This is a genomic window from Paenibacillus filicis, assembly GCF_038070315.1.
GTDB classification, from domain to species: Bacteria; Bacillota; Bacilli; order Paenibacillales; family NBRC-103111; genus Paenibacillus_G; species Paenibacillus_G filicis.
The window spans coordinates 214,021-229,508 of the sequence record NZ_JBBPCC010000009.1; the positions used below are offsets into that span (position 1 = coordinate 214,021).

Annotated in this window: 8 protein-coding genes; 7 read left to right on the forward strand and 1 reads right to left on the reverse strand. The window is 52.1% G+C overall.

Annotation, left to right across the window (positions count from 1 at the left end):
* Nucleotides 1–80 precede the first annotated feature (80 nt).
* Nucleotides 81–914: a late competence protein ComER gene (comER, locus tag WMW72_RS15820; RefSeq protein WP_341416470.1), complete on the reverse strand. Its 834-nt coding sequence runs from the start codon at nt 912–914 to the stop codon at nt 81–83.
* Between the two features lie 97 nt (nt 915–1,011).
* Here comER and WMW72_RS15825 point away from each other — a divergent pair, with 97 nt between their 5' ends.
* The 7 genes from WMW72_RS15825 to WMW72_RS15855 all read left to right on the forward strand — a co-directional run bounded on the left by WMW72_RS15825 (nt 1,012) and on the right by WMW72_RS15855 (nt 15,479).
* On the forward strand, nt 1,012–1,752 hold the full coding sequence (locus tag WMW72_RS15825; protein WP_341416471.1) for a ComEA family DNA-binding protein: 741 nt from the start codon (nt 1,012–1,014) through the stop codon (nt 1,750–1,752).
* Nucleotides 1,753–1,868: 116 nt separating this feature from the next.
* Nucleotides 1,869–3,158, forward strand: coding sequence for a homocysteine synthase (locus tag WMW72_RS15830; protein ID WP_341416472.1), 1,290 nt, complete (start codon nt 1,869–1,871; stop codon nt 3,156–3,158).
* A gap of 15 nt (nt 3,159–3,173) precedes the next feature.
* The gene (locus WMW72_RS15835) at nt 3,174–3,686 is read left to right on the forward strand and encodes a deoxycytidylate deaminase (RefSeq protein WP_341416473.1); all 513 of its coding nucleotides are present in this window, start codon (nt 3,174–3,176) and stop codon (nt 3,684–3,686) included.
* A gap of 63 nt (nt 3,687–3,749) precedes the next feature.
* Nucleotides 3,750–6,503, forward strand: coding sequence for a DNA internalization-related competence protein ComEC/Rec2 (locus tag WMW72_RS15840; protein WP_341416474.1), 2,754 nt, complete (start codon nt 3,750–3,752; stop codon nt 6,501–6,503).
* Between the two features lie 150 nt (nt 6,504–6,653).
* Entirely contained in the window at nt 6,654–7,889 is a 1,236-nt protein-coding gene (locus WMW72_RS15845) for an S-layer homology domain-containing protein (protein ID WP_341416475.1), read from the forward strand.
* Between the two features lie 18 nt (nt 7,890–7,907).
* Nucleotides 7,908–14,549: a glycoside hydrolase family 78 protein gene (locus tag WMW72_RS15850; RefSeq protein WP_341416476.1), complete on the forward strand. Its 6,642-nt coding sequence runs from the start codon at nt 7,908–7,910 to the stop codon at nt 14,547–14,549.
* A gap of 174 nt (nt 14,550–14,723) precedes the next feature.
* A complete protein-coding gene (locus WMW72_RS15855) occupies nt 14,724–15,479 on the forward strand; it encodes an HAD family hydrolase (RefSeq protein ID WP_341416477.1) in 756 nt (251 codons plus the stop codon).
* Nucleotides 15,480–15,488 lie beyond the last annotated feature (9 nt).

The window sequence follows — 15,488 nt, forward strand, 5'->3', positions numbered from 1 at the left end:
CATACAAATAACCGCACGGGGCGGCATCTGCGGACGCCGGCCCTGCGGTTCATACGGAAAAGACGTGAAAGCATCGCGTTCTAGTCGACTTGGGTCCCGAAGAAGCGGGCTTCCACCTTTTCCACATCTTCATCATACTTTGCATGAGTTGTGCGGATCAGGTCGTAGAAGACCCCGCCCAGCTCTTTTTCCATTATACGGAGACCTTCAGCGGTTATGCCGCCCGGGACGGCTACACGCTTCTGCAAGGTAGCTGGAGTGAATCCTCCTGTCGTCAGCAGCTTGCCGGTCCCCAGTGTCATTTCGCTGGCGAGCAGCGTCGCTTCCTCTTCCGATATACCGGTAGCGTTAACGGCAGCTTCCGCGTACTTCTGAATAAAATAGGCGAGGAAGGCGGGGCCGCAGCTGCTTAGGTCGGAGGAGATGCGGGTGTACTGCTCGGACACGCGAATGGGCGAGCCGATATGGGACAGCAGATTCTCCAGCAGCACCTCATCCTCAGGCATGGTGCGGTTGCCGTAGATACATAAGGCGGCTCCGCTAAGCACGTAGTTCGTGATACTCGGAATGATTTTGGCGATTTTGCAGGGAAGCTGCTCTTCCAGATGGCGGAGCAAAACGGGACTTGTGATGGAGATGACTAGCTGTTCCCCCGTGACGACAGGGCGGATATCCTCAATCACCTCTTTGAATTCCAAGGGCTTGATGCACAAAAATAAAAGATCCGAGCCTTCGGCGGCTTCTTTATTGGAACGGGCGACCTGCAGCCCCGGAATATGCTCGGCCAAACGTTCGACCTTGGACAGTGTGCGATTCGTCGCAACGACTTGCTCCGGGTTAAGCGCACCGGACCGGATAAACGCTTCGATGAGTATGCTTCCCATGCTGCCTGTTCCTATGAATCCTACTCGCATGATCATCCCCCCCTGTTTGGACTGCAGCCTTTTTCCATTGTATGAAGGGAAGCTTTGAACTAGACCAAATTGTTGACAAATGAAGGGAGGATTTCCGATGAATGTCCATCAGCAGGGAAGGACGACGGACATATGGTGGATCGTGGCTGGAGCCGGGGCGGTGCTTGTCTTGGTGCTTGCGCTTCGCTTTATGCTGGCTGCAGCGCCGGAGGCAGGCTTTATCGCCGTAGATGAGGAGATGCGGCGGTTGCTGCAGGAGCGGGACGATGAGACCGGCTCGGCTGCCGCAAGCACGGGCAAAGGACCTGCAAAGCCGGGGACTGTAGCGGGGACGGCGAAGTCCGGAGCCGGTTCCCCGGCGCAGGGGCAGAGAGAGGCGGCAGCTGGTGCTGGTGCTGGTACACCGGGCGGAGCCGGGGGAACGACAGCTGGAACTGCACCCGGCACGGCACAGTCGGAGAATGGAGCCGCCGAGAATCCGGCTGGCGGAGCTATGAAGGAGCTGGGCTCAGCGGGACCCGCTCTTACGGATGCCGGAATAGGAGCTGGGGCACAGAACGTCGGCGTGGGAGGCAGCGCTGCGGCGGTCCAGCAGCCGGGTACTCCGGCGATGGCGACGGAGACGGGAGCGTCCTCTGGAGGCAAGCTGGATCTGAACCGGGCCACGGCCGAGCAGCTCGTTGCGCTGCCAGGTATTGGTCCAAGCAAGGCTCAGGCCATTCTGGAGCTGCGCAAGAAGCTAGGAGGCTTTCGTTCGGTGGATCAGCTCAAGCAGGTCAAGGGAATCGGTGCGCAGACGTTCAAGAAGCTGGAGCCGCTTATTACGGTAGCACCTTAATAAAGATGCTATGAATCTGCCAATCTATCAGCAACCGCTTTCGTTTTAACCGGGAATATGAGAGAATGGAGAGGAAACTACACCAATACCTACCATTCGCAAGGAGGACTTTGTCGATGTCAGAACGCAAGCTTGATTTGGAAACATTAGCGGTTCATGCCGGCCAGGAAATCGATCCCACCACGATGTCGAGAGCAGTCCCACTGTATCAGACGACCTCCTACGGCTTCCGTGACACGGATCATGCCGCAGATTTGTTCGCTTTGAAGGAGTTCGGCAATATTTATACCCGTCTGATGAACCCGACTACGGATGTATTCGAGAAGCGGGTAGCGGCCCTGGAAGGCGCACCGGCTGCACTGGCTACGGCTTCTGGCCAAGCGGCGATTACATATTCGATTCTGAACATTGCTGGATCAGGAGATGAGATCGTATCTTCGGCCAGTCTGTATGGCGGTACGTATAACTTATTTGCCAATACGCTGGCAAAGCTCGGGATTACGGTGAAGTTCGTCGATTCGTCCAATCCTGAAAACTTCCGCGCAGCGGTCACGGACAAGACGAAAGCCTTCTTCGCGGAGACCATCGGCAACCCGCGCGGCGATGTGCTGGATATTGAGGCTGTGGCTGCGATCGCCCATGAGCATGGGGTACCGCTGATCGTGGACAACACGTTCCCGAGCCCGTACCTGTGCCGTCCAATCGAGCATGGCGCGGATATCGTCGTTCACTCCGCTACGAAGTTTATCGGCGGACATGGTACTTCCATCGGCGGCGTCATCGTTGATGGCGGACGCTTCGACTGGACGAAGGGGGATAAGTTCCCTGGACTGACTCAGCCGGACCCGAGCTATCATGGCGTTGTTTACACGGAAGCAGTAGGTCCTATCGCCTACATTATCAAGGCGCGCGTACAGCTTCTCCGCGATATGGGAGCTGCCATCTCCCCGTTCAACTCGTTCCTGCTGCTGCAGGGGCTGGAGACCCTGCATCTGCGCATGGAACGCCATAGCTCCAACGCATTGGCTGTCGCCAAGTACCTGGAAGCGCATGAAGCGGTCGAGTGGGTCAGCTATTCCGGCTTGGAGAGCCATCCTTCCCACGCGCATGCACTCAAGTATTTGTCGAAGGGCCAGGGCGCGATCCTGACCTTCGGGATCAAGGGCGGTATCGAGGCGGGCCGCAAGCTGATCAACGGCGTGAAGCTGCTGTCCCACCTGGCTAATGTCGGCGACTCCAAGTCGCTCATTATCCACCCGGCGAGCACGACCCATCAGCAGTTGTCCGGCGATGAGCAGGAAGCTGCCGGGGTATCTCCGGGCATGATCCGTCTGTCCATTGGCACCGAGTCGATTAATGACATTATCTACGATCTGGAGCAGGCCATCCAGGCCAGCCAGCAGTAAAGGGGAAGCATCGCCATGGCACGCCGCAAGGACTGGGACACTTATTTCATGGATATCGCGTATATGGCCTCGACCCGTTCCCAATGCAGCCGCCGGCATGTAGGGACGGTGCTTGTGCAGGGTAAGAAGCTGCTCGGTACCGCCTATAACGGCGCCCCCTCTGGAGTTTCGGATTGCTCGGAGGCCGGTTGCATGCTGGTGGAGGAGTTTGAGCTGGTCCAGACTGACGGGCAGGAGCAGGTGGTCAAGAAGCAGCGCTGCATCCGCACGATTCACGCGGAGCAGAACCTTCTGCTCTTCACCGACCGCGAAGATCGCGAGGGCTCGGTCGTTTACGTCACCGATCAGCCTTGCTGGACCTGCGCCAATATGCTGGCGAACAGCGGGATCACCGAGATCATATACCACCGTTCATATCCAAAAGACAGCGAGAAGGTCGGCGCGTTAATGGAGCAAAAGGGGATCGGATTCCGCAGGATGGAGGGCTACGAGCCTCCGCCGGGTACGATCGCCGATGTGCATAATTAAATATCGTTTATTGTGAGGAAGAACCTCCTTTTACCTAGCGATAGGGAAAGGGGGTTCTTTGCTTTGCGCGAAGCAGGAAGCTTGGGGTGGACGTCCAGACCCGTCGTCTGGCTCACCGTATGCTGGACGCTGGGCTATGCGGCCGCGATGGAATGGAGTTTTCTTCGGCAAGCGTCTCTGTATTTGCTTTTTGGCGGCTTGCTGCTGCTCTTGCTGGTGTGGAGCGGAAAACCGCGCGGACGTCTCGTGCTGGCGGCCGTACTGATCGTCTGCATAGCTGCTGGGTGGTACGGCATGTTCGATAACCGCAATCGCACGCTGATCACGCCGCCTCCGGCCGTGGAGGAAGTGGACGGTGTCCGATTTGTTGGCCGGATCGATACGCCTGTTAACGTAGATGGCGATAAGGTTATGTTCCAGGCGGTGGCGGAGCGCGTGGAGTTGCCTGAGCAGGCCGATGGTCAGTCTGCTGTATCGGCTGGTGTGAAGGCGGTTGAACAGACTGTATCCGGGAATCGTTCCAGCCCAAGGCCCGAGGAGAATGGGGAGTCCGATGTCAGGAAATCTCTGCCCTCTGAAGGCAGGACTCCCGTGTGGGACGTTACCTCGTCCGGCAAGGGAGAGCGGGTGCAGGTGTCTATCCGTCTGCTGCAGGAGACGGAGCAGCGGATGGCGCTGGCCTGGAAGCGGGGGGACCGGATTGAGCTGAGTGGTATCCTGAAGCTCCCTGGGGAGGCGCGGAACTTTGGAGCCTTCGACTACCGGGGTTACTTGCAGCAGCAGCATATTCATTGGCAGCTGAGTGGAAAAGGTCTGGAGGGTGTTCAAGTGACGGAGCCCTCGCAGTCCGACTGGGGCTGGTGGAGATTGGCGCGCTGGAATGACGATGTGCGTTTCGGATTAGGTGCCGTGGTTGACCGGTTGTTTCCGGCGGGGCAGGCGGGGTTTATGAAAGGGATGCTGATCGGCTTAACGGATGAGATCGAGCCGGAGCAGTTCGATTCCTTCTCCCGGTTAGGACTTACGCATATTATCGCGATCTCGGGGTTAAACGTCGCAATCTTTCTGGCCTGCGTCATCTGGCTGCTGCGGCGAATCGGGATGACTCGTGAGGCGTATCTCTGGACGGCGATGGCGCTGCTGCCCTTATATATCGCGATGACGGGGGCGGCCCCGTCTATCGTTCGGGCTGGCTTAATGGCTATGATCGGCTTATATGCCGCGTACCGTCATCGTCTCAAGGATGGCCTGCATCTGGTTATGATTGTCGGCCTGGTGATGCTGCTGTGGAATCCTTACTACATCACGGATGTTAGCTTCCAATTATCTTTTCTGGTCACCCTTGGGATTATCGTTCTGGTATCCCGGGTAAGCGGGATGCTGCCCGTGAGGAATAAAAAATGGCGGGATGCTCTGGCCATCACGCTAGTGGCGCAGTTCGTATCCTTTCCGCTGACGATCTACTATTTCAATCAGTTTTCGCTCTTGTCTTTCGCAGCCAATCTGGCACTTGTGCCAGTGTTTAGTTCTTTCACGATGCCTGTCGGGACGACCGCTATGCTGGTGGGCTTAGTATCCTCTACGGTAGGAGGCTGGCTGGCCTGGCCGGTAGGGCAAGTCAACCGTCTGCTGTTCGCTACCGTTCAGTGGTCGGGCGAACTGCCCGGCTCCCAAACGATATGGCCCACGCCCTCGCTGCTATGGATCATCGGGTACTATGGATTGCTAACGGGTAGCGTTCTGGCGGTGGAGGCGGTTCTGAAAGGTCGGAGTTCAGCCAAGGAAGGTCCCATGCTGGATACCTGGCAGACGATGCGCTGGAAAGAAAGGCTGCAGGCATGGAATGGCAAGCTGCTGGTGCCGGGCCTGGTCCTGTTATTCGCAGCCCTGCTGTGGGTGGGTTACCGGCCTGAATGGAGGTCGCCACCGCAAGGGATGGTGCAAACGCTGGATGTGGGGCAGGGCGACAGTATTCTGATCCGTACGGGGAACTCCGGCCATACGTTACTTGTGGACGGAGGGGGCACCGTGAGCTTCCGCAAGCCGGGGGAGGAATGGAAAAACCGCAGCGATCCGTACGAGGTTGGCCGCAAACTGCTGGTTCCTCTTCTGAAGAAGCGGGGAGTCCAACAGATTGATGAGCTGATCCTGACTCATCAGGATGCGGATCATTTCGGAGGCTTGCAGGCGGTGCTGGAGCATATCCCTGTGAAGCGCCTGCTGTTCAACGGGACGCTGAAGCCGATTCCCGGAGTCGAACAATTATTTCGGACTGCATTGGCTCACGGCACGCAGTTGGTTCCTATTCAAGCTGGCGACCGGCTGAAAGTTAGCTCGGAGCTGGAACTGTATTTCCTGGCTCCTTTTGCCGGACAGGCCGGGGAGAGGGAGCAGGTCGAATTGAAATCGGATCAAAATCCGGTGTCCCTGGTGTTCCTGATGGAACTTGCGGGCACGCGCTGGTTGTTTACAGGGGATATCGGCGTCCGGGAGGAAGACGAGCTGCTTACACGCTGGAAGGCTGCCTCGGGAAGCAAGCTGCCAATTTCGCTCATGGAGCAGCCGATCGATGTGCTGAAGGTGGCTCATCACGGCAGCAAGTCCTCTACTTCGGAAACGTGGCTAGATGTTTGGCAGCCTCGTGTCGCACTAATTAGTGCAGGTCTTCATAACACGTACGGACATCCGAGTCCACAAGTGACAGAGCGCTTAAAGCAGCGTCGTATCGCGGTGTACCGGACGGATCGAGATGGAGAAGTTCAATTGCAAGTACGCGATGGTAAAGTGGAAGTTAGGACTAAGTTAGGTAATCCATAAAATGTGGAAAATGAAAGAAAATATAACAATGATGTGCTATATTGAGAACGATATGTTTTCTTTTTTTGTAAGGCTTTCTTCGAAAGATTATTTATACATATGAGCTTAAAAATCTCGGATTTCATCCGTCTAAATTAAGGAGAGATTGTAATGAATAAAGTGACAAAGGGTATTATGATAACCGTATTTTCTGCTGTGATGGGGCTTCAAGGGCATGTTAATTCCACGTGTGCTGCTTTTTCTGATACTGTTGGCCATTGGGCTGGCGACTCGATCGAGGCTGCTGTCAAGCTCGGGTATGTCGATGGGTACCCGGACGGGAGCTTCAGACCAGATGCAACGATTTCGCGCGCCGAGTTTATGGCTATCACAGCCAGGGCGCTGCAGCTCCCAGTGAAGCCAGCTGCGGGAGATAACTGGTATGTCCCTTATTTAGAGGCATCAAAAAAAGCTGGTGTGTATGATGATGATTTTAAGGACGGCACCTGGAACGAGCCTATTCCGCGTCAGGACATGGCGAAGATTGCGGTACGTGCGAGCGGCTGGAAGCTGGATCAGCCTGTCGATTACAACCAGTGGATGTGGGAAGCGACGAAGGCCGGTCTGATCCATGGCGTGGCGCCGGGGGACATTGCTCCGGAAGGGAAGACCACGCGGGCGCAGTCTATCACGGTCCTGAACCGGATCTTGGATGTTAAGTCCGGCAAGAAGCTGGAGACGGACAAGTATGCGATCTCGGAGGCTGAGATTTTTTGGCATAAGACGAATGTTTTTACGATGCTGCCGGAGTATTTTCTTGGTGCCTACAAATATAATGGGCGACGGGTTAATACTGATAACATGAAGTACACAGGTTCAAACGGATATTGCGAAGTGGAGAAATATGTGGTCATAGATATGGACGATCCACATGATCCGAATCGATCCTTGATTAAGGATAATATGCGTTGGCTGTATTCAGACATTCAAGGGGTTTATACAAACAGAACAGATACTCCAACAGCTAGCTATGCTCTATTGTCTGTTAATCATTTGGTGGCTGATCTCCTGGAAAAGCCAAACGCCTTCTTTACATGCGGGGTATTTGTATCAAATCAAATTGAACTGAAATCAAATGAGGCAAGGCAGCAAGGCAAACCATATATGCTACACAACTTCAGTGAATATGTAGAAGAAAATGAGGCCTATATGTCTGGTAAAATCCCTAATATGACTGCAGGGAAACATGATTTCCGATATATTTCAGGTCAACTTTTACCAAAAGGCGATATTGCTATTGAGGAAGTTGATAGGCTTTACCTTAGCAATAAATCAGCAGGTGGACTAGGACAAAATGAAGTGAGAAGAATCTACGACTCTAGTGTTAACTACGATTTAAAACGATAAGGCTGGAGGCATACCATCTTGAAAACATCTAAAGTATTCCTCTTAGCTATCGCATTGCTTCTTACCGTTAGTTGGTTTATCCATCCCACGGCAGATGCTGCCGCAGAAAAAGAAATTGTAATTAAAGAATCTGCCTTTAACCCTGCAGACATTCTGAAGACAGATTCGGCTACAAATTCCGTTCTTACCAACAAAGCGTCATTCCGAATTCAGAACGTTGCTGTAAATACAGCGGGAAGAGTAACAAAAGTTGTTATTCGTGAAAAAGGATCTAAAGTCGAAAGAGCTACCCTGACCAACAACGGCGACGGTACTTTTCGTCAAACAGCGGACATTGCCCCGAGCAGTAAAGTAGAAGCAACAGCCGTCCAGGAAATTCCAGCGGGGTATTTTGAATGGTTTCGCGATCCAAACAAGTATGTTTGGATGTATGACTACGAAGGAACACGAAACTATAGGGATACACGTTGGTCTGTCTATAGTAGGCCCCCAGCAACATGTAAAAAGGCTTCAAGTGTGACGGATCAGAACGGTTCTGCAATGAATGGGAATTGTAATGACGCGGAAGATTACCGGACGGGAACAATTACGGTTTCGACATTCGAACTTCCGGGAAATCTTGGAACAGTCAATCTCAATGATTTGGGCGAACTCAAATTTGATGAGACTACGTTTAAACTTACTAGTACAGGTACATTAAAACAAGGAAATAACATTAGAATCATCAGCTCTAACATTGACCCTGTATCCAAGCATTATCGATTCGATTACAGAATGAGCTTCGATGCGGAACCGGATTGGGTTATACAAGGAGATAACGATCCCAACGGCCGTGTTATCCGATGGGACAACGAATGGAATGCCATCGTCAAAGGCTACGTCTACAAGTACCCCGAGATGGAAGTCGTAGCCTACATCGACGACACTCCACTCGAAAAACCCGACCTCATCCCCACAGTCCTCAAAATCGACGAAGCCTGCTTCAAGGTCGGGGATACAATCCGGGTTCGCTACGGTTACACGAACGTTGGTCTTGATATTAAAAATAAGCCCTTCAAGGTCACGCTATCCGCTGGCGGCACGGTCATTAAAACTGAAAATGCCGAAGATGCCAGCCGGAATGTCTTACTGGGCGGTTTCGTAGACTATAAGGTCACCGGTAACTCGGTGACCTTTAAGCTAAAAGTCGATGTAGACAACACAATTGATGAGGGCCCGCTCGGCGAAACGAACAATGAACTGTCCAAGACGTTCACCGCTTCATCCAATTGTAACGAAGGCGGCGATACAGAGATTATCAAAGCTAACTTCAACATCGTTCACCCTGTCATTACCTTCGGCGAGAGTAACACATTCCAACCTACCGGCACATCCGTAACCGGCGCAGGCTGCACCGTTAAAGAGCTGAAATGGACCGTTACCCAGAACGGTAAAAGCTATTCCTGGACAAGTACGCAAGTCAACGCAACCGGCGTATCTACTTTTCCGCCATCTCCCGACTTCCTGACAGTCGGAACCGTGAGCGTGTCGATGGAGGTTACATCAACTTGCGGCACCAAGGCCAGCGCAGGGACAAAGACATTTGAAATTATTCGGCCAGCAGCTTGCACCCCGGATAACCGGCCTCCAGTATTTGAAATCGGCTGGTTTGACGCTTACGACAGCGGAAGCTTCAAACCTAAGACCAAAGGTGTAGAGGGGGATAAGCTCTGGCTGCGTGTCATCAAAAAACCCATTCTGGGTCCAGGCTCTAAAGCCGAACCGTATGATCCGGACGGAGACCAGTACTTTCTTACATGGGATTTTGAGGGAAGTAGCTCGGACTGGGTAAAGTACATCTATAAGGAATATGGGTTATGGAAACATGAGCCCGATGGGTTCACCTATAATTTCAAATCGGTCCAAGGGACCCATAGTATCAAGGCCACCGCCACAGACGTTTGCGGCAACCAATCCCAGTCTACGGCATCGATCTTTATTCTGCCGGAAAATCCACCGCCTATTCCGATGATCGATCTGCCGCCCAAAGTCATTGAGGGCCGTCCTTATACTCCCGAAATCAGCTGCGGACGAAGCTACTCCCCCCGGGATGATCGATCCATTTCGGAATGCAAATGGACGGGGAAGCAGCCCCGGTATCTGATTTCAGGCTTTTATCCGATCACGCTAGAGGTTAGAGATAATACAGGTCTTTGGTCCGAGTCACCCGCATATGCTACGCTTCCGGTGCTGCCGGACTTACCACCGGTTGTTGAGGCTACGCTACCATCGAAGGGCGTCAGGGGTACACCGATGAATATGGCGGATACCTCGTATAGTCCGGATGGAGATCAAATCGTCATCCACAAGACGCAGATCATCGCGGACGTGAATATGAACGGAAACTTCGATGACGATCCGGTGATCGATGTGACTCTTGATGAGAGCGGTAATTTCAGTTTCACACCGACCGTACTGGCCAACCATATTCTGAGGCTCTTCGTCCAAGAGGACTGGGGGTTAAAAGCCAATAAAGACTTTCCGTTCACTATAGTGAATCAAGCTCCGACAGTAGCGATTGATGTCAAAGGGGAGTATCCGGAACCACCTACCATTGAAGGGATCAAATATGAATTATCCCAAATGCTAAACGATAAATCGCAGTTCGTTATTGAGGACCATTACAACAGCCACACATCCACCACTATGTATTATGATGCTGCTGAAGGTTCGATTGCGGTGCCTGCCCGGGATAAAATGTTGTATAAGGCCCCCACGGCGGAAGGGTTTCAGTTCAGTCAAACGGGACTTAACATGAGGGGTTCCAGTGAGTATGGGGAGTACAAGCCACTAGGCGATAGGGCCGGCCAAAACATCTATTATACGTGGTCAACCTTTTATGACTGCACGGGCTCTACGTATTGTACGCCATACGGAATAAGCATCAGCTTTAATAATGCCGTTACGAATTCCACTCAAATGTATAAGTCACGACAATACGGAGACTACATCCAGTTCAACATCAACCCTAACGCGGATTTGGTTTGGCTGAGAACATCCAAATCTGATGTGAGAAATAGCAATCCGAGCGGAAATTACGATCAGCTCTTCCGGATATCGGATATGGCTTCAGGTAATTTCACTCCTTTTAAAACGATCCCGTTTACGGTAACAAGCTGGCATTACTTGGGTCAGTATCAATGGACACAGGTTCCGGATAACCCTCCTCCGGTTGGCTGGATACCCAACGAAGATATTAAAGAAAACGTAGTCATCAATCAGCCTTGGAATTTTGAAGTTGCCGGTGTGAGATCCCTCATTAACGATGTAATTACACCGAGAAAGGATAATGACGGCAACTTTTATGCCTTCAGTTGCACCAGTACTAGAATACAGATGGGATGGGAGAATGACAGTCCCGTTATGGGCGATAAATATGATTGCAAGCTTCAGAAAATTTCCCCTTCTGGAATCGTCCTTTGGACAGGGAATAAGGTTTATACCAATTATTATATGGGGAGTAATGCGATTGCGATCGCCTCGTATCCACGTGTAGATATCGTTCACATTACATCAGACAACTCAAGAATCTTATTAAATGATGGTGTCTATGATAATCTCACAGGACAGTATCTAGGACAGATTCCTGGGTACGATTATAGTTCTTACATGGGAGTCGGGCATCCCTACATGGTGCGTAAAGGGTATGCCGAAAGAGACCATGGTTTTGTGGGTGGTAAATTCTATCACGATTTGTACTATTACGTGCAGGCTATTGTTACGGAACGATATAGTTGTGGAGATGACAGTACCTGCGAAGTATATACGGATTATCACAGGATATTCAACCTTCGAACTATGCAGCTCACTCTTAACTTAGCTGGCGCCGAATATGATGGTAAGTCTAGTTGGGAATATCGGCTTAAATTTACTGGTGATACGACCTCGGACGGCAAGTTGGTGCTACCATACCGCGACGGAAAAAAACGGAATGATGAAGGTTTTAAGCCCCGTATCCGGGTGTACGAGATGGAAACGGGACAGTTGCTCTTTGAATCGCCTATGCTAACTGGATTTACGAATCCGGACAGTTGCGCAGTTTGGCAACAGGAACGTTGCTATGGAAGTATATCTTTAAAATTGACCGGTGACACTGAAGGTTACTTGATGTGGTCCGATAACGGGAATTACTTTGCCAGACGGAAAGTCAGCTGGAGCATCCCAACGGTCTCAGATGCCGGTACGTATTCCCTCGGCAATGTTATGGATACCCAGCGGAGCTTTGCCAATGGCAGCTTATCTTTATCGCTCAAGTACACCAATACCATCTTTAGTGATCTAAGCGGCGCAGGAATCACCTTCCGGTCAGCGGACAACAAGAACTACTACCAAGCTGAACTCACGACGAAAACCGTTGTGCTCAGCAAGGTCGTGAATGGCGTTAAAACCATCTTGGACAGGCAAACGAACCCGATTAAGCCAGGCACGTACAATAATCTTCGCGTCTCGGCCAAAGGCGACCGGCTCCACGTTTATGTGAACGGCGTGCCGATGATCAGCGTGACGGACGGTACATTTACAAGCGGACGTATCGGATTATTCGCGAACGCACCGAACGTTTACCTGAAGAACTTCTTCTTGGAAAATGCCTCTGGCGGCTCGGAGCTGGTGGATAATATTGTGCTGGTTAACGGCAAGATTAATTACACCGTTGACTTCAGAGATCCGGAGAATGATCCACCGATCCCGGAGCTGGCCCAATGGACGTACACGAATACGGAGCCGGAGAAGTTTCTGGATGCTCGGGATGGTTACTCCGATAAAAACGGGGCGAATACGTATGTGAATCGAGTGGTCAACTCACCTGAAGCGGTGCTGGGTAAGGTGGGTCTATTCCGAATCAGCTTCACCGAACCGGACGATCCGGCACCGCCAGGAAAAAGATACCCTGATCCTACCTATGCAGCATTCCGCCAATACGCAGATCCTGACACGAAGATGGTTATCGTGCATCGTCGGCCAATCAGCGTATTCACGGCTGCGCAGAAAGCAGACTTTACAATAGTCTGGACGGACGCTTCCTATGATCCAGACCGCTGGCTTAGCCCTAGCCAAATCTCTGGGGAAAAGGCAGAATACGTATGGAACCGCGGGATCTACGATTATGTACATGGATATACCGACCCGGATGGTAAGGTAGGGATTGGGAAACTGACCCGACCGACCAAGCAAGGGAACTACACGCTGCGGCAAGCTGTCAAAGACGAGTATGGAGCATGGTCTGACTGGTATGAGGTCAATCTATGGATCGATCAGCCGGTGCCGAATAATCCGCCTTCAGTGACGTTAACCTTCCCATCAGGAAGTTATGCCGATCCGTCGCACGTCAGTTTAAAGCCGACGATCCGCTGGAATCAGAGTGACCCTGATCCGGACACAACATTCACGCTCTTCAATTTGACCGTCAAGGACGAAGCAGGAAATTGCGTGGAATGCAAAAATAACGTAGTCATGAACACCAAGAATACTAGCTGGGCATGGACGTTGGACACTCAGTTGCAGATGGGCAAGAAGTATCAGGTCCAGGTTCAGGTTGTAGACGATGGGAATCTGTCATCAGCTTGGAGTAACATCGGCTGGATGACAACCAACAGCCCGCCAACGGCCTTCATGAGCTACCCATGGGGAACAGAAGCTCAGCCTACAATCGTCAACACGACAAGGCCGACGTTGACTTGGACTCAGAACGATCCAGACCCCGGCTGGATCATAGAGTATTTTCAGATTCAAGTTTCGAATGCTGACCATACGACGATTGTGCTGGATAGCCACAAGACTTGGCAAAACTCCACGTCTACAAGCGGCAGTTGGACGGTCAATGCGGATCTTCCCACAGGGCAGAAGCTGCGCGTACGGGTAAAAGTATGGGATCAGTACGGAGCGGAATCGGATTGGTCGCCGCAGGTGTGGATGTTTATTAACCGGCCGCCTACGGGGAATTTGATATTTGTGCAGCCGATCTATGAGCATGACACGCCGCTGTTTACGATCGAGCAGTCCGACCCTGATGGGGATGCGCTAACCGTGCGCATAGAGAGCAGCTTTCAGGGAGGGGACTTTATGGAGCTGCACGCTTGGGGGCAGGTGCCTTCAGGAGAGAGCAAGTCTTTCTCCTACGGACCGCTTCAGGAGGGCACCTACACCTTAAGATTGACGCTGACAGATCCGCACGGCGGCCAGTTTCAACAAAGCTACACTTTCCCTGTGCTGCCGCTGAAGCTGACTGGCTGGGTCCGTCATACGCCAGAGTGGGAGAGGTACCTACGTGAATGGAATACGAAGTTTCCAGCGAGGGAACGAGCAGAGGATGATTTCTGGGCAGGGGAAGCCTTTGTATTGTCGGCCTCTGTCACAGATACAGGCACTAGTCTAACCAAGCCAACCTCCGTTACTGCCAAGCTATTATCCACGGAAGAGACGGTGCTTCTGTCATTGGAGCCGGTCTCCGGCTTTTATACCGGGATGCTGCTGAATACGGATCACGTCCGCACACTGGCTCAGGGCGCGCAGTCGTTTCGGTTTACCGTGACCTGGTCCAACGGATTGATCCGGCATTACGAGGTGCCGATCCGCATCGTCGGCTCGATTTATGACGTGATTGTCCAGCAAATTCGTCATTAGAAAAATAGAAAGTGACTGCAGCAGCGGAAGCCAGGGATTCATCCCGAAAACTTCCGCTGCTTTTTCTTTGTTCAATCTCCGCAACCTTTACGAAATCTCTACCTGCAATTAACGCTCCACGAATACTCGATGCCTATGATGGAGGTGTGAAGGAAAAAAAACATTTCAAGCATAATGAAGGAAATCCTACAACCGGGAGATGTGGACGCGGACATGATTCAATATTTATGGTTTGATCTGGGGTACACACTGGTGAGAACGAACCGGGAAGAAGTGTACCAGAAAGTGATAGAGCGCTTCGGCGTATTCCGCAATAGAGATGAGATCGCAATCGCCTATCACAGGGCGGACAAGCTATTCATGCGGGAGTATCCGGGGGTGCTCGGCAAGGATAGCCGTGCTTTCTTGCCTTGGTATATCGGGACGCTGAACTATTTTCTGCGAATTTCGCTGCCGATCGAGGAAGTGCTTCAGGTTCACCGTGCGGTAGCCCAGGAATCGCCTATTCAATGGAGAGCCTACGACGGGACGAAGCAGACGCTTCAATATTTGCGGAGCCTTGGCTACCGCCTCGGCTTGATCTCGAATTGGGACGAGTCGGCCCGGACGGTACTGGCTCACAACGGATTGGATGAAGAGCTTGATGAAATCATCGTTTCCTCGGAAGTTGGAGTAGAGAAGCCGAACCCGGACATTTTTCGGCTGGCCTTGTCCCGAGTAAACGCAACAGCGAGCCAGTCGCTCTACATTGGAGACAACTACTATGACGATGTCATCGGCAGCCAGAAAGTCGGCATGCACTGCTTGCTTATTAATGCGTATGGCAATCGGGGTATCGAGGAACTGTCCTACCACCCTATCATATCCGGCATTCAGGACGTGGTAACCTACTTGGGACATCCTCAGATGGAGCTGGAGATCAATCGTTAAGGAGCTTGG

What these genes read in the sequence shown, in the direction of transcription:
- comER (WP_341416470.1), bottom strand. Translation starts at nt 914, where the DNA reads ATGCGAGTAGGATTCATAGGAACAGGCAGCATGGGAAGCATACTCATC.
- WMW72_RS15825 (WP_341416471.1), top strand. Translation starts at nt 1,012, where the DNA reads ATGAATGTCCATCAGCAGGGAAGGACGACGGACATATGGTGGATCGTG.
- WMW72_RS15830 (WP_341416472.1), top strand. Translation starts at nt 1,869, where the DNA reads ATGTCAGAACGCAAGCTTGATTTGGAAACATTAGCGGTTCATGCCGGC.
- WMW72_RS15835 (WP_341416473.1), top strand. Translation starts at nt 3,174, where the DNA reads ATGGCACGCCGCAAGGACTGGGACACTTATTTCATGGATATCGCGTAT.
- WMW72_RS15845 (WP_341416475.1), top strand. Translation starts at nt 6,654, where the DNA reads ATGAATAAAGTGACAAAGGGTATTATGATAACCGTATTTTCTGCTGTG.
- WMW72_RS15855 (WP_341416477.1), top strand. Translation starts at nt 14,724, where the DNA reads ATGAAGGAAATCCTACAACCGGGAGATGTGGACGCGGACATGATTCAA.